Annotated in this window: 21 protein-coding genes and 1 pseudogene; 13 read left to right on the top strand and 9 right to left on the bottom strand. The window is 68.1% G+C overall.

The window, feature by feature from the left end:
- Positions 1–72: 72 nt before the first annotated feature.
- The 3 genes from ACTJLD_RS35635 to argE are packed head-to-tail and all read left to right on the top strand — an operon-like array spanning position 73 to position 2,352.
- On the top strand, positions 73–522 hold the full coding sequence (locus tag ACTJLD_RS35635; RefSeq protein ID WP_059682437.1) for a RidA family protein: 450 nt from the start codon (positions 73–75) through the stop codon (positions 520–522).
- Positions 519–1,196, top strand: a complete 678-nt coding sequence (locus ACTJLD_RS35630; protein ID WP_440661090.1) for a DUF1028 domain-containing protein — start codon at positions 519–521, stop codon at positions 1,194–1,196. The genes ACTJLD_RS35635 and ACTJLD_RS35630 overlap by 4 nt, the downstream gene beginning before the upstream one ends.
- Positions 1,189–2,352, top strand: a complete 1,164-nt coding sequence (gene argE, locus ACTJLD_RS35625; RefSeq protein WP_440661089.1) for an acetylornithine deacetylase — start codon at positions 1,189–1,191, stop codon at positions 2,350–2,352. The genes ACTJLD_RS35630 and argE overlap by 8 nt, the downstream gene beginning before the upstream one ends.
- A gap of 58 nt (positions 2,353–2,410) precedes the next feature.
- Here the strand turns inward: argE and ACTJLD_RS35620 are convergent, their stop codons facing one another.
- Entirely contained in the window at positions 2,411–3,334 is a 924-nt protein-coding gene (locus ACTJLD_RS35620) for a LysR substrate-binding domain-containing protein (RefSeq protein ID WP_042973786.1), read from the bottom strand.
- A 403-nt stretch (positions 3,335–3,737) separates the two neighbouring features.
- On the opposite strand from ACTJLD_RS35620, the gene ACTJLD_RS35615 reads away from it, so the two are divergent.
- Positions 3,738–5,159, top strand: a complete 1,422-nt coding sequence (locus ACTJLD_RS35615; protein WP_174393106.1) for a purine-cytosine permease family protein — start codon at positions 3,738–3,740, stop codon at positions 5,157–5,159.
- A gap of 137 nt (positions 5,160–5,296) precedes the next feature.
- Here the strand turns inward: ACTJLD_RS35615 and ACTJLD_RS35610 are convergent, their stop codons facing one another.
- The 4 genes from ACTJLD_RS35610 to ACTJLD_RS35595 form a co-directional block, all read right to left on the bottom strand.
- A complete protein-coding gene (locus tag ACTJLD_RS35610; protein WP_440661088.1) occupies positions 5,297–7,576 on the bottom strand; it encodes an FdhF/YdeP family oxidoreductase in 2,280 nt (759 codons plus the stop codon).
- Between the two features lie 124 nt (positions 7,577–7,700).
- Entirely contained in the window at positions 7,701–10,526 is a 2,826-nt protein-coding gene (locus ACTJLD_RS35605; RefSeq protein ID WP_440661087.1) for an ATP-dependent Clp protease ATP-binding subunit, read from the bottom strand.
- A 628-nt stretch (positions 10,527–11,154) separates the two neighbouring features.
- The gene (locus ACTJLD_RS35600; protein WP_027792496.1) at positions 11,155–11,424 is read right to left on the bottom strand and encodes a hypothetical protein; all 270 of its coding nucleotides are present in this window, start codon (positions 11,422–11,424) and stop codon (positions 11,155–11,157) included.
- 102 nt (positions 11,425–11,526) lie between these two features.
- Positions 11,527–12,342 carry a family 1 encapsulin nanocompartment shell protein gene (locus ACTJLD_RS35595; RefSeq protein WP_021157952.1) on the bottom strand — a complete coding sequence of 272 codons (816 nt, stop codon included), beginning with the start codon at positions 12,340–12,342 and terminating at the stop codon, positions 11,527–11,529.
- A 439-nt stretch (positions 12,343–12,781) separates the two neighbouring features.
- Here ACTJLD_RS35595 and ACTJLD_RS35590 point away from each other — a divergent pair, with 439 nt between their 5' ends.
- Positions 12,782–13,171, top strand: coding sequence for a GIY-YIG nuclease family protein (locus tag ACTJLD_RS35590; protein ID WP_021157953.1), 390 nt, complete (start codon positions 12,782–12,784; stop codon positions 13,169–13,171).
- Positions 13,172–13,345: 174 nt separating this feature from the next.
- Here ACTJLD_RS35590 and ACTJLD_RS35585 read toward each other — a convergent pair whose 3' ends face one another.
- The gene (locus tag ACTJLD_RS35585) at positions 13,346–14,407 is read right to left on the bottom strand and encodes a Dyp-type peroxidase (protein ID WP_440661086.1); all 1,062 of its coding nucleotides are present in this window, start codon (positions 14,405–14,407) and stop codon (positions 13,346–13,348) included.
- A 368-nt stretch (positions 14,408–14,775) separates the two neighbouring features.
- Here ACTJLD_RS35585 and ACTJLD_RS35580 point away from each other — a divergent pair, with 368 nt between their 5' ends.
- The 5 genes from ACTJLD_RS35580 to ACTJLD_RS35560 all read left to right on the top strand — a co-directional run bounded on the left by ACTJLD_RS35580 (position 14,776) and on the right by ACTJLD_RS35560 (position 18,259).
- Positions 14,776–15,168, top strand: a complete 393-nt coding sequence (locus ACTJLD_RS35580) for a LysR family transcriptional regulator (protein WP_440661085.1) — start codon at positions 14,776–14,778, stop codon at positions 15,166–15,168.
- Positions 15,165–15,614 carry a phosphate-starvation-inducible protein PsiE gene (locus ACTJLD_RS35575; protein ID WP_059682421.1) on the top strand — a complete coding sequence of 150 codons (450 nt, stop codon included), beginning with the start codon at positions 15,165–15,167 and terminating at the stop codon, positions 15,612–15,614. The genes ACTJLD_RS35580 and ACTJLD_RS35575 overlap by 4 nt, the downstream gene beginning before the upstream one ends.
- 94 nt (positions 15,615–15,708) lie before the next feature.
- Entirely contained in the window at positions 15,709–16,164 is a 456-nt protein-coding gene (locus ACTJLD_RS35570) for a DUF1269 domain-containing protein (RefSeq protein ID WP_027792499.1), read from the top strand.
- Positions 16,165–16,198: 34 nt separating this feature from the next.
- A complete protein-coding gene (locus tag ACTJLD_RS35565) occupies positions 16,199–16,453 on the top strand; it encodes a hypothetical protein (RefSeq protein WP_124673895.1) in 255 nt (84 codons plus the stop codon).
- Positions 16,454–16,834: 381 nt separating this feature from the next.
- Positions 16,835–18,259: an aminotransferase-like domain-containing protein gene (locus ACTJLD_RS35560; RefSeq protein WP_134319364.1), complete on the top strand. Its 1,425-nt coding sequence runs from the start codon at positions 16,835–16,837 to the stop codon at positions 18,257–18,259.
- A gap of 34 nt (positions 18,260–18,293) precedes the next feature.
- On the opposite strand, the gene ACTJLD_RS35555 is transcribed toward ACTJLD_RS35560, so the two are convergent.
- The gene (locus ACTJLD_RS35555) at positions 18,294–19,454 is read right to left on the bottom strand and encodes an NAD-dependent formate dehydrogenase (RefSeq protein ID WP_119337953.1); all 1,161 of its coding nucleotides are present in this window, start codon (positions 19,452–19,454) and stop codon (positions 18,294–18,296) included.
- Between the two features lie 236 nt (positions 19,455–19,690).
- On the opposite strand from ACTJLD_RS35555, the gene ACTJLD_RS35550 reads away from it, so the two are divergent.
- Positions 19,691–21,223: an FAD-dependent oxidoreductase gene (locus ACTJLD_RS35550; RefSeq protein WP_440661084.1), complete on the top strand. Its 1,533-nt coding sequence runs from the start codon at positions 19,691–19,693 to the stop codon at positions 21,221–21,223.
- A 37-nt stretch (positions 21,224–21,260) separates the two neighbouring features.
- The gene (locus ACTJLD_RS35545; RefSeq protein ID WP_060173604.1) at positions 21,261–21,638 is read left to right on the top strand and encodes a DUF5594 family protein; all 378 of its coding nucleotides are present in this window, start codon (positions 21,261–21,263) and stop codon (positions 21,636–21,638) included.
- Between the two features lie 49 nt (positions 21,639–21,687).
- Here ACTJLD_RS35545 and ACTJLD_RS35540 read toward each other — a convergent pair whose 3' ends face one another.
- On the bottom strand, positions 21,688–21,906 hold the full coding sequence (locus ACTJLD_RS35540) for a DUF6566 family protein (RefSeq protein WP_034189953.1): 219 nt from the start codon (positions 21,904–21,906) through the stop codon (positions 21,688–21,690).
- 131 nt (positions 21,907–22,037) lie between these two features.
- On the opposite strand from ACTJLD_RS35540, the gene ACTJLD_RS35535 reads away from it, so the two are divergent.
- Positions 22,038–22,676, top strand: coding sequence for a MarC family protein (locus tag ACTJLD_RS35535; RefSeq protein WP_440661082.1), 639 nt, complete (start codon positions 22,038–22,040; stop codon positions 22,674–22,676).
- Between the two features lie 48 nt (positions 22,677–22,724).
- Here ACTJLD_RS35535 and ACTJLD_RS35530 read toward each other — a convergent pair.
- Positions 22,725–23,135, bottom strand: a pseudogene (locus ACTJLD_RS35530) (response regulator); the annotation flags it as partial.
- Positions 23,136–23,219 lie beyond the last annotated feature (84 nt).

Raw genomic sequence — 23,219 nt, 5'->3', positions numbered from 1 at the left:
CGCCCGCCTGCCGCACCGCGATCGTGTTCGCGCCCAGTGCGGCGGCGTGCCCCTGACGACTGAAGGATTTCGATGAGCCAACCGACCCATACCCGTATCCGCATGTTCAACACGAAGGATACCTACCCGAACCAGACGCTCGACAACGACCTGTGCCAGGCCGTGCGGGCCGGCAACACCGTCTACGTGCGCGGCCAGGTCGGCACCGACTTCGACGGCAACCTGGTCGGCCTCGGCGACCCGCGCGCGCAGGCCGAGCAGGCGATGAAGAACGTCAGGCAGTTGCTGGAGGAAGCCGGCAGCGACCTCACGCACATCGTGAAGACGACGACCTACCTGATCGACCCACGTTATCGCGAGCCGGTGTACCAGGAAGTCGGCAAGTGGCTGAAGGGCGTGTATCCGATCTCGACGGGGCTCGTCGTGTCCGCGCTCGGCCAGCCGCAGTGGCTGATGGAAATCGACGTGATCGCCGTGATTCCGGACAACTGGCAGCCGAACCGCGCCCGGGAGGCGACATGACTTTCTCCATCGTCGGGCGCTGCCCGGAGACGGGCCAGCTCGGCATCGCGATCAGCTCGTCGAGCATCGCGGTGGGCGCGCGCTGCCCGTGGGTGCGCGCGGGCGTCGGCGCCGTCGCGACGCAGAACATCACGCTGCCGGCGCTCGGCCCGCAGATCCTCGACCTGATCGAGCACGAACAGCTCACGCCCGCCGCGGCGCTCGACCGCGCGCTCAGCGCGAACGGCTGGAGCCAGTACCGGCAGGTCACGGTGATCGACGGGCAGGGGCAGGCGGCGTGTTTCACCGGCAAGGAAGCGCTCGGCACGCATCACGCGGTGCGCGGCGAACAGTGCGTGGCGGCCGGCAACCTGCTGGCTTCGCAGGACGTGATCGACGCGATGGCGCGCGCCTTCGAGCAGGCGCCCGGCCTGCTCGCCGATCGCCTGCTCGCCGCGATGCACGCGGCGATGGCAGCCGGCGGCGAGGCGGGGCCGGTGCACTCGGCCGCGCTGAAGGTGGCCGGCGACGTGACCTGGCCGATCGTCGACCTGCGCGTCGACTGGGCCGATGCCGATCCGGTCGGGCAGCTCGATGCGCTGTGGCGGGCGTATCGGCCGCAGATGCAGGACTACCAGACGCGCGCGCTGAACCCGACCGCCGCGCCGAGCTACGGAGTGCCGGGCGATGAATGACACGTCGAGCCGCGCGTTGCTCGAGCGGCTGATCGGTTTCGCGACGGTCAGCCGCGATTCGAATCTCGAGATGATCGGTTTCATCCGCGACTATCTCGCGGGCTTCGGCGTCGAGAGCGAACTGTTCTACAACGCGGAACGGACGAAGGCGAGCCTGTACGCGACGATCGGGCCGCGCGATCGCGGCGGCATCGCGCTGTCGGGCCATACCGACGTGGTGCCGGTCGACGGGCAGGCGTGGACGGTCGAGCCGTTCCGGCTGACCGAGCGCGACGGCCGCCTGTACGGGCGCGGCACGGCCGACATGAAGGGCTTCATCGCGTCGGCGCTCGCGGCCGTGCCGGCGTTCGTCGCACGGCCGCTGCGCGTGCCCGTGCATCTCGCGTTCTCGTACGACGAGGAAGTCGGCTGCCTCGGCGTGCGGCCGATGCTCGACGCACTGGCCGCGCGAGCGCACCGGCCGCGCCTGTGCCTGATCGGCGAGCCGACCGAGCTGAAGCCGGTGCTCGGCCACAAGGGCAAGCTCGCGATGCGCTGCCACGTGAAGGGGGCCGCGTGCCATTCGGCGTACGCGCCGTCGGGCGTCAACGCGATCGACTATGCGGCGAAGCTGATCGGCCGGCTCGGCGAGATCGGCGCGGCGCTCGCGCGGCCCGAACGGCACGACGGCCGCTTCGATCCGCCGTTCTCGACCGTGCAGACGGGGCTGATCAAGGGCGGCCGCGCGCTGAACATCGTGCCGGCCGAATGCGAGTTCGACTTCGAGGTGCGTGCGCTGCCGGATTTCGATGCGCACGACGTGCCGCGGAAGCTGCAGGACTATGCGGAATCCGAACTGTTGCCGCGAATGCGTGCGGTGCAGCCCGATACCGACATTCGATTGCAGCCGCTGGGCGCGTATCCGGGGCTGGCCACGGCGCCGGACAGCGAGCCCGCGCGCCTGCTCGCGATGCTGAGCGGTTCCGATGCGTTCGGCACGGTCGCATTCGGCACCGAGGGCGGGCTGTTCGGGCAGGCCGGGATTCCGGCCGTCGTATGCGGGCCCGGCAGCATGGACCAGGGGCACAAGCCCGACGAGTTCGTCACGCTCGACCAGCTGCATGGATGCGACGCGATGCTGAGTCGTCTGGCCGCCTATCTGTCGTCGGCCGCCTGAAATCGTCACTGCAAACACGCCCGCACCGCCTCGCGCGGTGCGTGCGCGTTTGCGCGTCTTATCTCGCCGTTTCCGCGACGATCTGCGCGAGCCGCTCGCGGCAGAAGTCGACGAACGACTGCGCCTGCTTCGTGAGCTGGCCGCGCTTCAGCCGCGCGCTCACGAGCCCCGACGGGCTCACCGTTTCGCTGAGGCCGATCGTCACGACCCGCTGGCCGTCATATGTGTATTCGGAATGCGGGCGCGTGACGAGCAGCGAGAAGCCGAACCCCTGGCCGACCATCCCGCGCACCATCTCGATCGACGGCGACCCGAACACGATGTTCGGCGTCAGCCCGAGTTCGTGAAAGAGGCTGACGAAATAGGTGCGGCTCGGCTGCACGTCGAGCAGGATCATCGGCTCGACGCAGAGGTCGCGCAACGACACGTGCGTCTGGCCCGCGAACCGGTGGTTCTCCGGCAGCAGCACGTACGGCTGCTGCGGCGGCATCAGCGGTTCGGTCTCGATCGTGCCGTCGAGATCGTGGTCGTACATGAGCGCGAGATCGAACGTGCCGGACGTCAGGCCCTGCACGAGTTCCTGCTGGTCGCCGTCGCGCAGCCGGATGTTCACGCCCGGGTAGCGCTCGCGAAAGCCCGCGATCAGTTGCGGCAGGTAGAGCGGCGCGACCGTCTCGAAGCAGCCGATGTCGATCTGCCCGGTGATCACGTCGTTGTCGGCGAGCGCGTTCTGTTCGAATTCGTGCGCGATGCGCAGCAGCTCCTGCGCTTTCCGGTAGAAGCGCGTGCCGCCCGGCGTCAGCGATACGCCCTGCGCATGATGACGAATGAACAGCTTCACGCCGAAGCTCTCTTCCAGCCCCTTGATCGCGCTGGAGATCGACGGCTGCGCGATGAAGAGCTGGCGCGAGGCCTCGGCCACGCTGCCGGATTCCACCGTCGTCACGAAATATTTCAGTTGCCGCAAAGTGTAGTGAGCCACACGCACCTCTGATGCACGGCCCCGGCGTGCCGCCGCGGGCGCAATCTGTCCATGGTTGTGCGTAGCACCTTACCTGAAAGGCCCAGGCGCCGGAATTTCCGCTGCAGAGCTTTTTCGTATGTCCCGGAAATATTTTTAGTATTTTCCGGTCGCGATACCCGTGGCGCACCATCGTCTCCAACCTGGATCGCGAAGATCACCACGATCACGAAGCGGCCGCGCACGCGCCGGCGGAGCATGTCATCCGTCCCCGCGAGCGGTTCGTTCGCTGCGTTCGACTCCGCCGCGCGTGCACGCGGTGCGTCGTCGTTCGCGTATCCGGACCCGATTGCAGGCGCGCACCCCGACGCGCGCCGGCTGACACGGCACGCGCGCATCGCCGCGCAGGAAAGGAGACTTCACCATGACGAACGCGGAACGCAATGCGTCCCCGATGATAGAGAAGCACACGATCGGCTACGTGCCGCCCGCCGAGCGCCACGGCAAGGTGCGCGACCTGTTCACGCTCTGGTTCGGCGGCAACATCGCGCCGCTGCCGATCGTGACCGGCGCGCTCGGCGTGCAGATGTTCCACCTGAACCTGCTATGGGGCATCGTCGCGATCGTCGTCGGCCAGGCGGTGGGCGGCGTGCTGATGGCGCTGCATTCGGCGCAGGGGCCGCAGATGGGCATCCCGCAGATGATCCAGAGCCGCGCGCAGTTCGGCTCGTGGGGCGCGTTGCTCGTCACCGTGATCGCGGCCGTGATGTACGTCGGTTTCTTCGCGTCGAACATCGTGCTCGCCGGCAAGTCGGTGCACGGCATCGCTGCGTCGGTGCCGGTGCCCGTCGGCATCGTGATCGGCGCGGTGGGTTCGGGGCTGATCGGGATCGTCGGATACCGGTTCATCCACATCCTGAACCGGATCGGTACGTGGGTGCTCGGCATCGGCATCGTCGTCGGCTTCTGGATGATCCTCTCGCACGTGACGACCGACGATTTCCTGACGCGCGGCGGCTTCGACTTCGCGGGCTGGCTCGCGACGGTATCGCTGTCGGCGTTGTGGCAGATCGCGTTCGCGCCGTACGTGTCGGACTATTCGCGCTATCTGCCGGAAAACGTCGGCGTGGCGTCGACGTTCTGGGCGACCTACCTCGGCTGCACGATCGGCTCGACGCTCGCGTTCATCTTCGGCGCGGTCGCGGTGCTCGCGGTGCCGGCCGGCGCGGACACGATGGATGCGGTCAAGCAGGCGACCGGCCCGCTCGGCCCGCTGATGCTCGTGCTGTTCCTGCTGAGCGTGATCAGCCACAACGCGCTGAACCTGTACGGCGCGGTGCTCGCGGTCATCACGTCGGTGCAGACGTTCGCGTATAAATGGATTCCGACCGCGAAGGCGCGTGCGGTGGTGTCGGTCGTGATCTTCGTCGCGTGCTGCTACGCGGCGATCGGCGCGTCGACGAACTTCGTCGGCAACCTCGTCGATCTCGTGCTCGCGCTGCTCGTCGTGCTGGTGCCGTGGACGGCGATCAACCTGATCGACTTCTACGTGATCCACAAGGGCAAGTACGACATCCAGTCGATCTTCATGGCCGACGGCGGGATCTACGGCCGCTTCAACCCGCAGGCGCTGCTCGCGTATGCGATCGGCATCCTCGTGCAGATCCCGTTCATGAACACGCCGATGTACGCGGGCCCGATTCCCGCGCATCTCGGCGGCGCGGACCTGTCGTGGCTCGTGGGGCTCGCGCTGACGTCGCCGCTGTACTACTGGCTCGCGACGCGCGACAGCGCGTATCGGCGCCGGCAGACGGGCGCGACGATGCCGCCGACGGCGGTGCGGTAAACCGGGCGTCGTTCGGCGCGATGAAATGAAACGGCCGCCGCATCGGTTGCGATGCGGCGGCCGGGAAAGGCGGGCGCGGGGCGGCAGGCGGGTTCAGGCGCGCGGCGTGCCGCGACGCGAACCCGCCTGCCCGCGAATCAGACCACCGCCGAGCGCACGACGTGCACCGGCACCGACTTGTACGACGGCGTGCCGCTTTCCTTGTCGATGTAGTCGAGCGGCACGAGCACGTTCGCTTCCGGGTAGTACGCGCCGACCGAGCCCGGCGCGATGTCGTACTCGATCGCGGTGATCTTCTCGAGACGCAGCGTGCGGCCCGATGCGGTGATCGTCTCGATGTCGACCACGTCGCCGTGTTCGAGCCCGTACTTCGCAAGATCGGCCGGGTTCATGAACAGCACGTCGCGACGCCCGAACACGCCGCGATAACGGTCGTCGAGCCCGTAGATCGTCGTGTTGTACTGGTCGTGGCTGCGCAGCGTGATGAGCCGCAGCACCTGCTCGCCGCCGAGCACGTCGGCATCCTCCTTCACGCCCTTGTAGACCGAGAACATCGCCTTGCCGGTCGGCGTCGGCCACACGCGCTCGGTGGGCGGCAGCGGCAGCCGGAAGCCGCCCGGCGTGCGGATGCGCTCGTTGAACGCCTCGAAGCCGTCCACGGTGCGGTCGATCAGGTCGCGGATGCGGTCGTAGTCGGCGATCAGGTCGAGCCATGCGACCTTGCTGTTCGGCAGCGTCGCATGCGCGATCCCCGCGACGATCGCGGGCTCCGAGCGCAGCTGGTCGGACGCCGGCTTGAGCTTGCCGGCCGACGCGTGGACCATCGACATCGAATCCTCGACGGTGATCGACTGGCGGCCGGTGGCCTGCATGTCGAGTTCGGTGCGGCCGAGCACCGGCAGGATGAAGGTTTCCTTCGCGACCAGCAGGTGCGAGCGGTTCAGCTTCGTGCCGAGATGCACGCTCAGGTCGAGCTTCGCCATCGCCGGGAACGACTGTTCCGGATCGGGCAGCGCGACCGCGAAGTTGCCGCCGAGGCACAGCAGCGCCTTCGCGGTGCCGTCGATCATCGCCTGCATCGCCTGCACCGCGTCGTGCCCGTGATGCGCGGGCGGCGTGAAGCCGCACGCGTCCTCGATCTTCTTCAGGAACTCGGCCGACGGCTTCTCGGTGATGCCGACCGTGCGGTTGCCCTGCACGTTCGAATGGCCGCGCAGCGGGCACACGCCGGCGCCGGGCTTGCCGATGTTGCCGCGCATCAGCAGCAGGTCGGCGATCAGGCGCACGGTTGCGGTGCCCTTGTTGTGCTGCGTGACGCCCATCCCGTACGTGACGATCGTCGCGTTCGACTTCGCGTACGCGAGCGCGACCTGTTCGAGCTGCGCCTGGCTGAGGCCGCTCGCGCGTTCGATGTCGTCCCACGACGTGGCCTCGAGGTCGGCCGAGAACGCGTCGAAGCCGTCGGTGTGCTGCGCGATGAAATCGCGGTCGAGCACGTTGCCTTGCTCGGCTTCGAGCTTCAGCAGCGCCTTCATGATGCCCTTCAGCGCGGCCGCGTCGCCGCCGGCGTCGACCTGGTAGTACGTCGACGCGATCCGCGTCGAGCCGAACGACGCCATCTCGATCATGTCCTGCGGGTCCGCGAAGCGTTCGAGCGCGCGCTCGCGCAGCGGGTTGAACACGATGATCGGCACGTTGCGCCGCGAGCACTCGTGCAGCGTGCCCATCATCCGCGGGTGGTTCGTGCCGGGGTTGTGGCCGATCGAGATGATCAGCTCGCAGTGGTCGAAATCCTCCAGCGACACGGTGCCCTTGCCGATGCCGATCGACTGCGGCAGGCCGACGCTGGTCGGCTCGTGGCACATGTTCGAGCAGTCGGGGAAGTTGTTGGTGCCGAGCTCGCGCGCGAACAGCTGGTACAGGTACGCGGCTTCGTTCGATGCGCGGCCCGACGTGTAGAACTCGACCTGCTCCGGCGGCAGCGCGCGCAGCACTTCGCCGATGCGGGCGAACGCATCGTCCCATGCGATCTCGCGGAACGTGTCGGTCGCGCGATCGTAGACGAGCGGATGCGTGAGCCGGCCCATGTTCTCCAGTTCGTAGTCCGACATGCGCAGCAGCGACGACACGGTGTTCGCCGCGAAGAACTCGGGCGTCACGCGCTTGGTCGTCGCTTCCCACGTGACGGCCTTCGCGCCGTTCTCGCAGAACTGGAACGTCGACTTGTGTTCCTTGTCGGGCCACGCACAGCCGGGGCAGTCGAAGCCGTCGGGTTGGTTGGTCCGCATCAGCACGATCGGCGCCTCGATGGTCTCCATCTGGGTGCGCACCGCGTCGGCTGTCGCGCGAAGCGCGCCCCAACCGCCGGCGGGCCCGTCGTACTTCCTGATGCCTGGCACTTCGCGTCGATTTGTCATGGTGAATCTCCAATAGCCGGGCCCGGTGCGGGTGGCTCGGTTGCGCCGTGTCGCGGCGTGGGGCGGCTCCGTCCGGCGGACGGAGCCGGTCATGCGTGCCCCGGGTTGCAGGGCATGCGTTGTTTTAGTGTGCGTCCTTCTTCGCGCCGGACGACTTCTTGCCGGGTTTCGCCGCGGGCGGCGGGGCGTCGGCGGGCGTGTCGTCCGGTTTCGCGTCTGTTGCCGCCTTGGCGGCCCGGCCGTTGGGCTTGGCCTTGCCGTCGGCGTCCTTCGCTTCCTTCGCTTCAGGTGCGGCGAGCTTGTTGAACTTCACTTCGTCGCTGTCCTTGTCGTAGTCGACCTCGCACTTGTCGCCCGACTTCAGCCGGTCGGCGAGGATCTCCTTGGCGAGCCGCGTCTCGATGGTCTGGCGGATCTGGCGCTTCAGCTCGCGCGCGCCGAACTCCGGCTGGTAGCCGGCTTCGGTCAGGTGCTCGACGAGCGAATCGCCCATCACGAGCGTGATGTCCTGCGCGGCGGCCGTGCGGATCACGCGGTCGAGCTGGATCTGCACGATCGAGCGGATGTTCTCCTTCGACAGCGCGTGGAAGACGATCACCTCGTCGATGCGGTTCAGGAACTCGGGGCGGAAATGGCTCTTCAGCACCTGCATCAGTTCCTCGCGGACCGCCTTGTCGGTCTTGCGCGCGGCTTCCGGCTGCGTGAGGTTGTCCATGATGATCGCGGCGCCGAGGTTGCTCGTCGCGATGATGATCGTGTTGCTGAAGTCGACCACGCGGCCCTTGCCGTCGGTCAGGCGGCCGTCGTCGAACACCTGCAGCAGCACGTTGTACACGTCCGGGTGCGCCTTCTCGATCTCGTCGAGCAGGATCACGCTGTACGGGCGGCGCCGCACGCGCTCGGTGAGCTGGCCGCCTTCGTCGTAGCCGACGTAGCCGGGCGGCGCGCCGATCAGCCGCGCGACCGCGTGCCGCTCCATGTACTCGGACATGTCGATGCGGATGATCGCCTGCTCGTCGCCGAACACGGTCTCGGCGAGCGCCTTCGCGAGCTCGGTCTTGCCGACGCCCGTCGGCCCGAGGAACAGGAACGTCGCGATCGGCCGGTGCGTCTGGCCGAGCCCCGCGCGCGACAGCCGCACGGCATCGCTGACGGCCACTACCGCGTCGCTCTGGCCGACCACGCGCTCGCGCAGCTGCTCTTCCATCTTCAGCAGCTTCTGGCGTTCTTCCTGCGTGAGTTCGGACACGGGGATGCCGGTCAGGCGCGACACGACCTCGGCCACGGATTCGACCGTCACCTCGAGCGTCTCGGAGCCCGTCTTGCGCTGCCACGCCTCCATCTTCTCGTCGACGGCCTTCTGCTTCGCGTTGATCTGCTCCTCGAACTGCTTCGCTTCGTCGAAGCGCTTGCGCGAGGTTGCGTAGTCCTGCTCGCGCTTCAGTTGCGCGATCTGCGCTTCGCCTTCCTGAATGTCGACCGGGCGCGACGTCGCGCCGATCCGCACGCGTGCGGCGGCCTGGTCGATCAGGTCGATCGCCTTGTCGGGGAGGAAGCGCGACGTGATGTAGCGGTCGGCGAATTCCGCGGCCGCGACGAACGCGTCGTCGGCGAACGTCACCTGGTGATGCGCCTCGAGGCTGTCGCGCAGCCCGCGCAGGATCACGATCGTCTGCTCGACGCTCGGCTCCGGCACGAACACCGGCTGGAAGCGCCGCTCGAGCGCGGCGTCCTTCTCGATGTACTTCTGGTATTCGTTGAGCGTCGTCGCGCCGATCAGGCTCAGCTCGCCGCGCGCGAGCGCGGGCTTCAGCACGTTCGCGATGTCGAGGCCGCCTTCGCCGCCGCCCTGGCCCGCGCCGACGATCGTATGCAGCTCGTCGATGAACAGGATCAGTTCGTCCTGCTTCGCCGTGACTTCGTCGATCAACTGCTTCGCGCGCTCCTCGAACTCGCCGCGATACTTGGCGCCTGCCACCATCGAGTTGATGTTGACTTCGACGAGCCGCTTGTCGCGCAGCACCTCGGGCACGTCGCCGTTGACGATCCGCTGCGCGAGCCCTTCGACGATCGCCGTCTTGCCGACGCCCGGCTCGCCGATCAGCACCGGGTTGTTCTTCTTGCGGCGCGCGAGCACCTCGATCGTGCTCTCGATTTCCTGCGCGCGGCCGAGCACCGGGTCGAGCTTGCCCTGGCGCGCGATCGCGGTGAGGTCGCGGCCGAACTTGTCGAGGTTCGGCGTGCCGGTCGGCGCATCGACGCGGCCGTCCTCGGCCCCCTTGCCGACGACCTTCACGACTTTCTGGCGCAACGCCTCGGGCGTCACGCCGTATTTCTTCAGCAGCGTGCCGGCGACGCTGTCCGGCACCGACGCGAGCCCGATCAGCAGGTGCTCGGGGCCGATGTACGAATGGCCGAGATCGCGCGACGCCTGGAACGCGTACTGCACGGCCTTCTTCACGCGCGGCGAGATCGACAGCTTGTCGAGCGGCGCATCGGGGTCGGCCGTGCCGGTGTGCGCGTGCTCGTCGATGTACGACCGGATGTCCTGCGGCGACAGCTTCAGTTCCTTCAGCAGCGCGGCGCACACATCGGTGTCCGCGAGCGCGTAAAGCAGGTGTTCGGAATCGAGCTCGCTGCGGCGCAGCTCGTGCGCCTTCTCGGCCGCGCGCTGCAGCAGTTCCAGCGTCTGCTCGCTGAACGCGTCGGTCGGGTCGACCGATTCGCGCGGGACTTCGGCGGCAAGCGGCGATTCGTCACCGAGCCCGCCGAACAGCGACGACGAGCCGCCGCCCAGCAGCGAATCGAACGGGTTCAGCATGCTTTGATGCCGCATCAGCTGACGGAAGTGGTAGTCGCAGATCGAGATGGTCTTGCGCTCGCCGTCCTGCATCACGGTTGCGCGCGCGACGGCCGGCCGGGCGTGGCAGATATCGCAAAGTGCGGGCATGGTGGTCTGGCTCCTGTCGGTGAAAGTGGGTCGAAGGGTGAAGTCCCGATGCGGTGCGGCGCTTGCGCGGCCCGACCGCGAACGCACGACATGAAGCAGGGCGGCACGGCGGCGCGCGGGCCGTGCCCGGGCTGTCGCGCAGTGCGCGCCGGCGTCGTGCGCGGTCGCGGTCAGGACGGCAGGCGTGCGTGCCGGGAGGAGCCCACGGCATCGCTTCGACTGCGTTCAAAATAGCGAATCGGCGGAGGCCATCCAAGACACAGTTCCGCGCCGGCCCGGCTGCGAATTGCACCCTCGGATGCGGGCGCGCACGGGCGAAGAGGAGCACAGACGGGCGGATGCACGGCGGCGCGGGCGTGCGCGGCACGCGTAACGCGCGGTGACCGGAAAGCGGGGCGGGCGCCACGCGAACGGGGCGCGGTGCGACATGGGCGCGCAGGGCGCCGGTGGCAGGTGGATGGAGGGCGCCGCGGGTGGTCGGGCGCGACGGAAGCGCCGCACGGGGGACGTGCGGCGAGCGGCCGGATGCAACCATGCGCGCACCGCGGACGATGCGTGCGTGGCGGCCGAAGGAGCAGGCGGGTTGCACGGTCCGGACCGGACAGGGCGCAACCGCGGCGTGCCGCGGTCAGTCCGGGAGGGTCATCGCGAGCCGTTGTCGGGCGATCTGCTTCACGTCCGTTGACAGTGCTGCATCCGGCAGGCCATTGGCCCAGACGGAGAACGAATCCTCGATCAGGTTGCGCGTGTCGGGCGGCAACTCGGCCAGGACCAGCGACAGGACGGTGAACAGCACGGCGGTGTCGCCGGCCTGGCGGCTCGCGTTCGCGTCGACCGCCTTCTTCAACTGGTCGACCGACGCCTGCAGCGCCTGTAATGCCTCATTCGACTCGCTCATCACACACTCCATGCAAAGTGGGTTCGATCGGCGACGAACATGCGGCCGGCGGTGCGGCCGGCCGCGCGCGACGCCCGGCGGGCATCGCGCGGACAGCCGAGGTCAGGCCGTTGGGTTGCCCTGCGGTGCGACGGCCACCGATGCTTCGCTCGTCAGCATCAGGAACGTGAACGTTTCGCGCAGGTACAGGCGGACGACCTTGTCGGTATGGCTCGTGTAGCCGATCGATACGTCTTCCCCGAGATGCAGCTCGTAATCGCCGCCGCGCGTGGACAGCACGCAGCCGCCGCTGATCGCCGGCGCCCAGATGATCTCGCCGCTGACGATCCGTTTGATATGGCCGAGGACCGGATAACCCTGGTCGCGCGCCTCGCTGAGCGCCGTGTACGCATCCGAGCCGAGCACCACCGAATACGGGCCGTCGACGCCGGCCAGGCGGAGCGCCTCGAGCGCATCGCTGATCGCGTCGGGATACGCGCTGACGTCCGCCGGCAGCGTGAGCTTGCGGTTCGACGTGCCTTCGCGGATGCCGACGATGCCGGCGGCCCGGTAGCCGTCGAAGATCGCGTTGTCTTCGGCGAACGCGAGCCGCTGCGCGGCGTCCTTCGCCGGTTGCCAGTCGGCATCGCGCGCGCCGCGCTCGACGCTGTCGATCGCATCGCGGCTCAACTCGAACGGCACCGTCAGCTCGACGATCGTGCGGACTTCGCGCAGCCGCGCGTTCACGTGCTCGCGGGGCGCGTCGACGGCGACCAGGTGCCCGGTGCCGACGGCCGACAGCTCGGGGCCTTCGGGGCCGTCGACATCGACGACGCGGCGGCCGGCCACCGATCGTTTGAACGTGCGTGCCACTTCCTCCTCGATTTGTTCCCAGGCGGAAGACGAGATCGGGGCGAGTTCGCGGTGCAGGTTATTCATGGATTTGGATTGCCTCACGTCAGCGGAAACACTTGATGGCGGGCCGATCGGCTGACGGGCTGTGCGTGATGCCAGCCTGCCGATCGCGGACGAAAATGAATATTAGCAGGCTCGATCGACACCGCTGCAGCACAAATCGAAACGACACCGTGCGGTCGCGCAACTGTGATGCAATTCGTGCGGTGCGGGTGTGGGCGAACACGGAATGCCGCGACTGGATTGCCGCGATACCCGGGGCGTGCCGGCGGCACCGTCGCCCGGGCCGCGTTCGACGCTGTGCGGAATCAATTCCCGTCGACGTCCTGTCGCGAGTCGTGCATTCTTACGAACATTCATCCAGCCGGGTTTCTGCCAGCAGGGGTTGGGCGGTCGTCGGAGCCGGGCCCGGATGAATCATAGACGCAGCCTATTGATGCTTCACAACAAGTGGAGGTCGTTCATGGCATTGCAACTCGTCTCGCCCGAAGACAAATACATGCTGAAGACGGGCGTCATCAATCACGAGGATGTGATCGGGCATTTGCGGCAGGTATTGAACGCGTTTGCCGCGAAGCCGGAGTACAGCAAGTTCTATATCGGCATCACCAGCGACCTGTACACCCGGCTGGCGAAACATCGCGCCACCAAGCCTGACTTCAAGCTGATGGCCCCGATCTATCTCGAAGCGCACAACCTGGTCGGGAACGCGTTCGACCGTCTGGAGCGCAAGGCCATCGAGACGTTCCGTACCGGCATCACGCACCCCCAATCCGGCGAACGGCTGCTGGCATGCAGCAACGGCCCGGGCGGGGCGTTGCCGAAGAACTGGCTCTATATTCTGGTGGGTTGAGTCGCGTGGCCGGCGTGCCGGGAATGCAAGCCTGCGCGCGTCACTGCCCATAAGCGGTGGCGCGGTGGGGGGCTGTTGCGCAGCGCTGTACGCGCGCTCCGGCCGACTGAACAGAGGCGGTTCCCGACACGCCCGGCGCGCGGTCGCGCGCCGGACGGCCATCGGTACCCTGCGTTACGACGGGATGCCTTTCAGCGAGCCGATTTTCAGCGAACCGTCGCGATGCGGCGCGGACGGCGACGCTTCCGGCTGCGCGGCGTCGGCGGCCGGCGCCGCGCGATCGGCGAGCGCTTCGAGCAGGTCGGCGGACGGCACGAAGAACAGCGAGCCGGTGACCGCGCGGCTGTAGTCGAGCAGGCGGTCGTAGTTGCCGGGCGGGCGGCCGACGAACATGTTCTCGAGCATCTGCTCGATCGGCGCCGGCGAGCGCGCGTAGCCGATGAAATAGGTGCCGAATTCGCCCGCGCCCGGGCGCCCGAACGGCATGTTGTCGCGCAGGATCTTCACTTCCTGGCCGTTCTCGTCGAGTGTGGTCAGCGAGCTGTGCGAGCAGGACGGCTTCACGTCCGGCGCGAGTTCGATGTCCGACAATTTGGTGCGGCCGATGATGCGCTCCTGCGTCTCGACCGCGAGCGCGTTCCAGCCGGCCATGTCGTGCAGGTACTTCTGCACGATCACGTAGCTGCCGCCAGCGAATTCCGCGTCTTCGTCGCCGATCACCGTGAAGTCGACCGCCTCGCGGCCTTCCGGGTTCTCGGTGCCGTCGACGAAGCCGATCATCGCGCGCTGGTCGAAATTGCGGAAGCCGTGCACCTCGTCGACCACCGTGACGGCATCGCCCAGCGCGCCGAGCAGCTGCGTCGCGAGTTCGAAGCACAGGTCCATCGCTTCCGCGCGGATGTGCAGCAGGATGTCGCCCGGCGTCGCGACCGCGGCGCGCTGCCCCGCGCCGAACTCGCGGAACGGATGCAGCGCGGCGGGGCGCGGGTCGCCGAACAGCGCGTCCCATGCGTCGGCGCCGAAGCCGCACACGCAGGTGAGGTTGCCGCCCGGCACGCGCTTGCCGACCGAGCGCACGAGCGCGGCGATGTCGCCGCACCACGAACGGATCGTGTCGGCGTGATCGGCGCCGGGATTGATCGTCGCCACGAGGAAGATCGCGCTGCGCGTGATCGGGCTGTGAACGGCCTGGGAGAGCGGGGGAGGTGTCTGCATCGTGGGCTGCCGGTCAGTCATGTCGGGACGGGCGGGCCGTGGCGCGCGAAGGCGAACGGTTGAACTGTGTCATGCGACTGTTCTCTTGGTGTCATGCGGATGAAGGACGTCGCGCGTGCCTCGCGCAACGGGCCGCGGCGGTGGCGGCCGGCCGCGCGGCGCGTGACCGGCCCGCACCGCGTAACGTCGTCGAGCAAGCAATCTAGCAGCTTCGGCGGGGCTTTGGAACCCGTATCGCCGAACTGTCATGCGAATGCGTCAAACAGGGCCGGTTTTCGGGCGGCGCGCGCGCAGCTGTACTCCTGGCGTGCGCGGCGCTGTGCTCTTGAGCGTGCGCGGCGCGTGCAGTAGATTAGGTTCCGCTGCGCCCGCCGACGAGGAGCGTCATCATGAACCTGCTGGAAGCGATGCGTGTGTATGTCGCGGTGGTCGAGCGTGGCGGCCTGTCCGGCGCGGCGTCCGAACTGCGGCTCGACGAAGCGCAGGTGAGCGAACGGATCGACTGCCTCGAACGGTATCTCGGCTGTCGCCTGCTGCTGTGCCGCGAGCACGACGACGTGGCCTGCTCCGATGCGGGCGTCGCGTTCCACGTGTGCTGCCGCCGGACGCTGTCCGCGGTCGAGCAGGCGATCGGCGCGGCCGGCCCGCACGCGCCGGCGGTGCCGGATGCGCCCGACGCGCCCGACGCGGCCGATAGCGGGGCCGTGCATGCTGCCGCGCGCGACGCGGCGTTCCCGCCACCCGGCGCCGTTCAAGTTTCCTCAACGCGACTGTCACCTTGAATACGACCACTGTTCCCAGCTCGCCGGCCGAGCGCATTCGCCGCCGCTTCGGCCATTTCCTTCACGCGGCCGAGCTGGCCGGGCTGATCGTGATCGGGCTCGCGACCGCGTTCGCGATGGCGCAGGAAGCGTGGAAGGTCGTGCTGGCGGGCGAAGTGTCGCTGACCGACCTGCTGCTGATGTTCCTGTACCTGGAAGTGCTCGCGATGGACGTGCGCTACCTGCGGCTCGGCCGGCTGCCCGTGCGGTTTCCGCTGTTCATTGCGATGACGTCACTCGCGCGCGACCTGATCCTGCGCGGGGCGACCGACAGCCCCGAGCGGATGCTGATGACGACGTTCGGAATCGTGCTGCTCGCGGTGGGCGTGCTGATCCTGAGTTTCGGCCAGCATCGCTTTCCGGCGGACGTCGACGATGTCGAGGACGATGTGCATGCGCGCAGGTGAGGAGCGGGCGGCGTGCCGCGTGCGGTGCGGCGGCTGTAACCGGCCAAAGCGGGCAAACTGATCAAACCAACCAACCAACCGGGCGAGGTATCGAATGACCAGGCAACTGATCGTCGCCGTGTTCGGCAGCGTCGACACGGCCCGTCGGGCCGCGAGCGATTTCGAGGCGCTGTCGGACAAGCATGAGGGATTCCACATCGAGAACGGTGTCGTCGTCGAGAAGGACGCGACCGGCAAGCTCGCGGTGCTCGATGCCGAATCGCGTCCGTTCAAGGGTGGCGTGATCGGCGCGATCGCAGGCGGGTTGCTCGGTCTGCTCGCCGGGCCGCTCGGCGTGGTCACCGGCATGGCGGCCGGCGCGGGGGCCGGCATTCTCGCGGAAGCGGCCGGCAACGCGCTGCTCGACGGCACGTTCGTCGAGACGATTGCGGCGCGGCTCGTGCCCGGCAGCGTCGCGGTCATCCTCGAAGCGAAGGAGGACACGCCGTTCTCGGTCGACAACGTCGTGACGGGATTCGGCGGCAAGGTGTTCCGCCAGACGCTCGATTGAGACACTTCCTTTCGGCCTGCTTCGGGAGAACCGCATGCGCATCGATCAATCGTACCGGCGCTTCGACATCGCGGCGACGTTGACGCCGCTGCCCGGCAGCGGCAAGCGCGCGATCGCGACCGTCGACGTGACGACCGCCGATCCGGCCCGCGTCGCCGATCTCGGCACCGGGCAATTCCTGCAGATCCGCAAGTGGGTCGAGTCGAACGACGTCGCGTGGCTGACGGTGGTGTTCGACGAGTGCAAGGTCGCGATCGACCACTACGCGGACAACGTCGACGACGCTTGATCACACGCGAGGCCCGCGCATGACCGGGCTTCGCGTGATGGCCGCCCGTCGGCCGGCGGCAATACGCGAGCACGTGCTCCTGCATGGAGCCCGGTGAATGGCCCCGCGCCGGGCCGTGCCGTCGCGTTCGAATCTGTTCACCACGCCGGCCGGATTTGGCGTTTCCTCGCCAAACTGTCACTTACATTCGTCGAAATGACGCAGTAGGATGCCGAACCTTGTCTAGATGAGATTCGCGTTGCTATCCGCCTTCAATTTCGATAACGGACGAGGTTCGAACCGGGACCCCCGCGCCCGGGCACGGCTATCCGGCTTCGTGCACCGGCGCGGCCATGCCGCCCGTGCAGCGCAGGCCGGTTCATCGCTGGCGGGGCGAGGCGGATGAAGCTCTACGAGAAGTTTGCAAACGACGTAGAGAGACTCATCCGGCAAGGCGTATATCGACACGGCGATCGTGTGCCGTCGGTGCGGCAGGCAAGCCAGCAGCACCGGATCAGCATCACGACCGTGCTGCACGCGTATCTGCTGCTGGAAAGCCGCGGGCTGCTCGAAAGCCGCCCGCAGTCCGGCTATTTCGTGAACCTGCGGCGCGACGACGGCCATGCGCCGGTGCGCGAGCTGCGGCCGTCGAAGCCGATCGCGATCTCGTCGTCGGTCGACGTGAGCCGGCTCGTGCTGTCGACGCTGCGCTCGATCGGCACCGACGACGCAGTGCCGCTCGGCTCGCCGTACCCGGATCCGAGCCTGTTCCCGTTCGAGAAGCTGAACCGCTATGCGTATGCGGCCGGCCGCGACAAGTCGCTGTGGGGCGTGACGGACGGATTGCCGCCCGGGCATCCGCGGCTGATCCGTCAGATCGCACGGCGCTACCTGGAAAACGGGATGTCGGTGGACCCGAACGAGATCATCGTGACGGTCGGTGCGACGGAGGCGATCAACCTGTGCCTGCAGGCGGTGGCGAAGCCGGGCGACACGATCGCGGTGGAGTCACCGACGTTCTACGCGATGCTGCACGCGATCGAGCGGATGGGGATGAAGGCGATCGAGGTGGCGACGCATCCGGAATACGGAATCGACATCGCGGCGCTGGCCGCGATCGCGAAGTCGCAGCCGATTGCCGCGTGCATGGTGATGCCGAACTTCCAGAACCCGCTCGGCTTCCAGATGCCCGACGAGCGCAAGCGCGAACTGGTCGAGTTCGCCGCGAAAGCCGACCTGCCTGTCATCGAGAATGGCGTGTACAACGAACTGTACTTCGGCAACATGCATCCGAGCACGCTGAAGTCGTTCGACCGCCACGACATCGTGCTGCATTGCTCGTCGTTCTCGAAGAGCCTGACGGCCGCGTACCGGATCGGCTGGGCGCTGCCGGGCCGCTATCGCGAGCAGGTCGAGAAGCTGAAATTTCTGAACACGCTCGCGACGCCGTCGCTGCCGCAGCTCGCGATCGCGGAGTTTCTCGAACGCGACGGCTACGAGCATCACCTGCGGCGGATTCGCAAGGCGTATGCGCAGCAGGCGAACCTGATGCGCACGATGGTGTCGCGGTTCTTCCCGGAAGGCACGCGCATCTCGAGCCCGGCGGGTGGTTACGTGCTGTGGGTCGAGTTGCCCGTGCAGGTCGATGCGATGCGGCTGTACCAGCTCGCGCTGGAGCAGGGCATCACGATCGGGCCCGGCTACATGTTCTCGATCGCGGACAGCTACCGGAATTTCATCCGCCTCAACTACAGCAGCCCGTGGTCGCCGGAGATCGAGCAGGCGGTCGTGACCGTCGGCAAGCTCGCCGCCTACTGCGTCGACTGACCGTACCGCCGCGCGTCGGGCGCGGCGCGTGGCGTCACGTCAGCCGGTACGACTGCGCGCCCGTTCCCGCGAGCGTGCCGCCGTCGACGATCAGGTATTCGTTGCGGATCGGCTTGCCGTCGAACCAGCACTGCAGGATCTCCAGCGTGCCGGCCGCATAGCGTGCTTGCGCGGACAGCGACGTGCCGGAGATGTGCGGAGTCATCCCGTTGAACGGCATCGCGCGCCACGGGTGATCGGCCGGCGCCGGCTGGGGAAACCACACGTCGCCGCCGTAGCCCGCGAGATGCCCGGACGTGACCGCATTCACGACCGCGTCGCGGTCGACCAGCTTCGCGCGGGCGGTGTTGATCAGGTACGCGCCGCGCTTCATGCGCGCGATCATCGCCGCGTCGAACAGGTGCTCCGTCGACGGGTAAAGCGGAATCTGCAGGTTGACGATGTCGACGGCGCTCGCGAGCGACGCGGCATCGGCGTGATACGTGAGCGCGAGTTCCTGCTCGACCGACGCGTCGAGCCGGTGGCGCTGCGTGTAGTGCAGCTGCAGGCCGAACGGCTTCAGCCGGCGCAGCACGGCGAGCCCGATGCGCCCCGCGCCGACCGTGCCGAAATGCATGCCCTCGACGTCGTAGCTGCGCGACACGCAATCGGCGATGTTCCAGCCGCCTTGCTGCGCGATCGCATGCGACGGCAAGTAGTTGCGCACCAGCGCGAGCGTCGTCATCACCACGTGCTCGGCCACGCTGATGCTGTTCGAGCCGGTGACTTCGGCGACGGTGACATGCGCGCGCGCGGCGGCGTCGAGATCGACGTGATCGGAGCCGATGCCGGCCGTCAACGCGAGCTTCAGCTTCGGCGCGCGGGCGATCCGTTCGGCCGTCAGGTACGCGGGCCAGAACGGCTGCGAGATCACCACGTCTGCTTCGGGCAGCCGGCGCTCGAATTCGGAATCGGGGCCGTCCTTGTCGCTCGTGACGATCAGCGTGTGGCCGTGCGCCTCCAGATAGCCGCGTAACCCGAGCGCGCCGGACACCGAGCCGACGAGTTCGCCGGGCCGGAAGCCGAGCGGGCCGGCGGGCGTCGGCGCGGTTTGCCCGTCCGCGTAGTGCGTGATGACCGGAATCGCATCGCGCACGTAGCGCGGCGGGTAGCCGTCGACCGGATCGGGGTAGAGCACGCACAGGACGGTGGCCATCGGGTAGCACTCCTGGTGAAGGGGGGAATGTGGCACGCGGATTGCGCAGGACGCGCGACGTGCCCTCACAGGCAACGGGTGTGTTGCGCCGCAACGTTGATGACGTTCTACGCCCGTCATGGCTCGCGTACAAGCTACAGTCGGTGTTTGCGTGCGCTGCGGAGGCGTCTGTACCTGTTCTTTTCAAATGGGATGTCGATAATGGGATCGTTACCTGACTTTCCGGGAGCCACGTCATGACTGGAAGCGACGCTTCGTCGTCACGCCCCGACCTCACGCAGGGCATCGCGCTCGACGATCTCGCCGACGGCGCGATGATCGAGGGCCATGTCGGCGATACCGCGGTGCTGCTCGTGCGCCGCGCCGACGAACTGTTTGCCGTGGGCGCGCAGTGCCCGCACTACGGCGCGCCATTGGCCGACGGCCTGCTGGAGGGCGACACGATCCACTGCCCATGGCATCACGCGGCGTTCTGCCTGCGCACGGGCGCACTGCTGCGCGCACCGGCGCTCGACGGGCTCCCGTGCTGGCGCGTCGAACGCCGCGACGGCCGTGCCGTCGTGCTCGATGCGCGGCCGGCCGCCGCGCCTCCCACGCTGAATGCGGCCGGGCTGCCTGCGTCGGTGGTGATCGTCGGCGGAGGCGCCGCTGCGATCGCGGCCGCCGTGACGCTGCGGCAGGCGGGTTATCCGCATCCCGTCACGATGCTCACCGCCGATGCCGATCCGCCGTACGACCGGCCGAACCTGTCGAAAGACTATCTCGCCGGCACGGCCGACGCCGACTGGCTGCCGCTGCGTGCGCCGTCGTTCTATACCGACCACCGGATCGACGTGCGGTGCGGCACGCGTGTCGCGCGGATCGACCCTGCGCGGCAGGCGGTCGAACTGGCCGACGGCAGCCGTGTCGGGTACGGCGCGCTGCTGCTGGCAACGGGCGCCGAGCCGAACCGGCTGAGCGTGCCGGGCGCGGATCTGCCGCACGTGTGCGTGCTGCGCTCGCGTGCCGATTGCGACGCGCTGATCGACAAGCTGAAAACGGCCCGCCGCTGCGTGGTGGTCGGCGCGAGCTTCATCGGGCTCGAAGCGGCCGCCGCGTTGCGCACGCGCGGGCTCGACGTGCAGGTCGTCGCGCCCGATGCGCATCCGATGGCACGCGTGCTCGGCGAAGCGCTCGGCGACACGATCAAGGCCCTGCACGAATCGCACGGCGTCGTGTTCCATCTCGGCGCGACGCCGGCGCGGATCACGCCGGACAGCGTGACGCTGTCGACCGGCGACGTGCTGCCGGCCGACGTCGTGGTGGTCGGCATCGGCGTGCACCCGAACGTCGCGCTCGCGCAGGAAGCGGGGCTGGCCGTCGAGCGCGGCGTGACGGTCGACCGCTTCCTTCAGACGAGTGTGCCCGGCATCTACGCGGCCGGCGACATCGCGCGCTGGCCCGATCCGCTGACGGGCGAGCGCATTCGCGTCGAGCACTGGGTCGTCGCCGAGCGGCAGGGCATCGTCGCGGCGCGCAACATGCTTGGCCAGCAGCGCCCGTTCGACGCGGTGCCGTTCTTCTGGAGCCAGCATTACGACCTGACGATCAACTACGTCGGGCATGCGGAGCAATGGGATCGCGTCGAGATCGACGGCGACCTCGGCGCACACGACTGCGCGATCGCGTACTGGCGCGGCGACACGCGGCTCGCGGTCGCGACGATCGGCCGCGATCTCGACAGCCTGAAGGCAGAAGCGGCATTCGAGCGGCAGATTGCAGCCGCATGACAGCCGCGTGACGACATGATTCGAACCCGGAGGCAAGATGAGTCCTGAAATCCGTGCACGTTTCGAAACCGAGTTTGCGCCGCGCATCGCGGCGCGCGTGCTCGGCCTGTATCAGCCTGGTGAAGTGCGCGTGGAAGTCGTGCCGCACGACGGGCAGGGGAGTCCGACCTGCGTGGACGTGATCGGCCTCACGTCGACGGTCGGGCTGCCGAACCGGTTGAACGCGCGGCTCGCGTGGCACGACGACGCGATCGCTGCGTTGCTGGCCGAGCCCGACCGCAGCCGCTTCGACCGCTATCTCGCGGCGCTGCCGGTCACGATCGAACGCTGGCAGATGGAATTGCCGGTCGACTTCAGCTCACGGACCCAGCGCGACCGCGAAATCCTGATCGGCGATCTCGATTTCGATGCGTGAAACGCGCGGCGCGCTGCCCGCCGACGATGCGGCGACGAACCGCGCGACGTTAGCGGTCGCGTGTCTTGACGATCACGCGGCCCTGGTCGATGCCGCCGCGCAGCGCTTCGTCGCACGTGAGCCATTCGGGCGTGACGAGTTCGGGCGCGGGCAGGTCGACCGGCGCGCCGTCGCGGAAGATCCGCACCTGCGCGACCCACGCGCCGTTCGCGTTGCGCGTCGCCTCGACGCGAATCTCGTGATCCATGAAGGTGTCGGTGGCTTGCATCGGTCGGGGCCCTCCGTGCGTGAACGCGGTGCGTCGATCGTAGCAGCATGGCGCGCGCCGTGCACCGGAAACGAAGTGGAACCTGCGTGCGATTGGGCATGCGAACCGACGCGTGAGACGGGAGCGAACCTGTGGCCTTCGACCTGACCTTTTCGATCAAGGTGTTCGCGGCGCTGTTCGCGATCATGAACCCGATCGCGAACATCCCGGTGTTCCTGTCGCTGACCGAAGGCGCGGCGGACGGCGTGCGCTGCAAGGTCGCGCTGACGGCCGCGATCGGCGTGACGGTCGGCTGCATCGTGTCGGCCGTCGCGGGCGGCGCGATCCTGCACGTATTCGGCCTGACGATCGACGATTTCCGCCTCGCGGGCGGGTTGCTGGTGCTGCTGATCGCGCTGTCGATGCTGCACGGCGCGCCGAGCCGCCAGCATTCGCCGGGCGAGGACGAAGGCGCCGACCCGGCGGCGGCCGAGAGCGTCGCGATCTATCCGCTGACGATCCCGCTGCTCGTCGGCCCCGGCACGATCGCGACGATGATCGTGCTCGGGCACAGCGCGTTCTCGACCGGACAGGAACTCGCGTTCGCGCTCGGGCTCGCCGCGTTTCTCGTGCTGCTGGCCGTTTCGTTGCTGTCCGCGCCGCTGATCGGGCATTACCTGTCGCCGCGCGTGACGGCGGTGACCCAGCGCCTGATGGGGATGATCCTCGCGGCGATCGCGATGCAGATGATCGTCGCGAGCCTGAAGGCCGCGTTCGGGTTGCCGCATTGAATGCAATGCCGCGCCACGGCGAGCCGTGCGGCAGTTCGAGCACGGGCGTTACGACGGACGCCGAATCCCGCGTGCGACACGCTGCAGCAGTGCGTCGAGCACGTTGATCTCGACGGGTTTCACGAGGTGCGCGTCGAAGCCCTCGCGTTCGGTGCGTGCGAGGTCGGACGCGCGCGCGTGGCCGGACAGCGCGACGCAGGTCGTGTCGCGCAGCGCGTCGATCGCGCGCAGTTCGTGCAGCAGCGTGAAGCCGTCGACGTCGGGCATCGTCAGGTCGAGGATCATCAGTTGCGGCGCGTAGTCGCGGGCGAGCGCCAGCGCATCGCCTGCGTTGTACGCGACGCGCGGCGCATGCCCCTTCACCTTGAGCAGCACGGCGAGCGTGTCGGCCGAGTCGCGGTTGTCGTCGACGATCACGATGCGCAGCGGCGTGGTGTCCGATGGCGCGTGCGCCGCCGGCGGTCACCGTGCTGATCTGGGGCACCACCTGGATCGCGATCAAGTGGCAGCTCGGCTCCGTGCCGCCGCCCGTGTCGATCGCCT

This window comes from Burkholderia sp. 22088 (genome assembly GCF_052045915.1).
Classification (GTDB): Bacteria; Pseudomonadota; Gammaproteobacteria; order Burkholderiales; family Burkholderiaceae; genus Burkholderia; species Burkholderia cepacia.
This window is presented reverse-complemented; position numbering and strand designations above follow the sequence as displayed.

Coding starts and splice junctions, on each gene's coding strand:
- ACTJLD_RS35595 (WP_021157952.1), bottom strand. CDS start 12,342: ATGAATAACCTGCACCGCGAACTCGCCCCGATCTCGTCTTCCGCCTGG.
- ACTJLD_RS35605 (WP_440661087.1), bottom strand. CDS start 10,526: ATGCCCGCACTTTGCGATATCTGCCACGCCCGGCCGGCCGTCGCGCGC.
- ACTJLD_RS35610 (WP_440661088.1), bottom strand. CDS start 7,576: ATGACAAATCGACGCGAAGTGCCAGGCATCAGGAAGTACGACGGGCCC.
- ACTJLD_RS35545 (WP_060173604.1), top strand. CDS start 21,261: ATGAGTCCTGAAATCCGTGCACGTTTCGAAACCGAGTTTGCGCCGCGC.
- ACTJLD_RS35600 (WP_027792496.1), bottom strand. CDS start 11,424: ATGAGCGAGTCGAATGAGGCATTACAGGCGCTGCAGGCGTCGGTCGAC.
- ACTJLD_RS35550 (WP_440661084.1), top strand. CDS start 19,691: ATGACTGGAAGCGACGCTTCGTCGTCACGCCCCGACCTCACGCAGGGC.
- ACTJLD_RS35565 (WP_124673895.1), top strand. CDS start 16,199: ATGCGCATCGATCAATCGTACCGGCGCTTCGACATCGCGGCGACGTTG.
- ACTJLD_RS35630 (WP_440661090.1), top strand. CDS start 519: ATGACTTTCTCCATCGTCGGGCGCTGCCCGGAGACGGGCCAGCTCGGC.
- ACTJLD_RS35590 (WP_021157953.1), top strand. CDS start 12,782: ATGGCATTGCAACTCGTCTCGCCCGAAGACAAATACATGCTGAAGACG.
- ACTJLD_RS35560 (WP_134319364.1), top strand. CDS start 16,835: ATGAAGCTCTACGAGAAGTTTGCAAACGACGTAGAGAGACTCATCCGG.
- argE (WP_440661089.1), top strand. CDS start 1,189: ATGAATGACACGTCGAGCCGCGCGTTGCTCGAGCGGCTGATCGGTTTC.
- ACTJLD_RS35615 (WP_174393106.1), top strand. CDS start 3,738: ATGACGAACGCGGAACGCAATGCGTCCCCGATGATAGAGAAGCACACG.
- ACTJLD_RS35555 (WP_119337953.1), bottom strand. CDS start 19,454: ATGGCCACCGTCCTGTGCGTGCTCTACCCCGATCCGGTCGACGGCTAC.
- ACTJLD_RS35540 (WP_034189953.1), bottom strand. CDS start 21,906: ATGCAAGCCACCGACACCTTCATGGATCACGAGATTCGCGTCGAGGCG.
- ACTJLD_RS35585 (WP_440661086.1), bottom strand. CDS start 14,407: ATGACTGACCGGCAGCCCACGATGCAGACACCTCCCCCGCTCTCCCAG.
- ACTJLD_RS35570 (WP_027792499.1), top strand. CDS start 15,709: ATGACCAGGCAACTGATCGTCGCCGTGTTCGGCAGCGTCGACACGGCC.
- ACTJLD_RS35580 (WP_440661085.1), top strand. CDS start 14,776: ATGAACCTGCTGGAAGCGATGCGTGTGTATGTCGCGGTGGTCGAGCGT.
- ACTJLD_RS35635 (WP_059682437.1), top strand. CDS start 73: ATGAGCCAACCGACCCATACCCGTATCCGCATGTTCAACACGAAGGAT.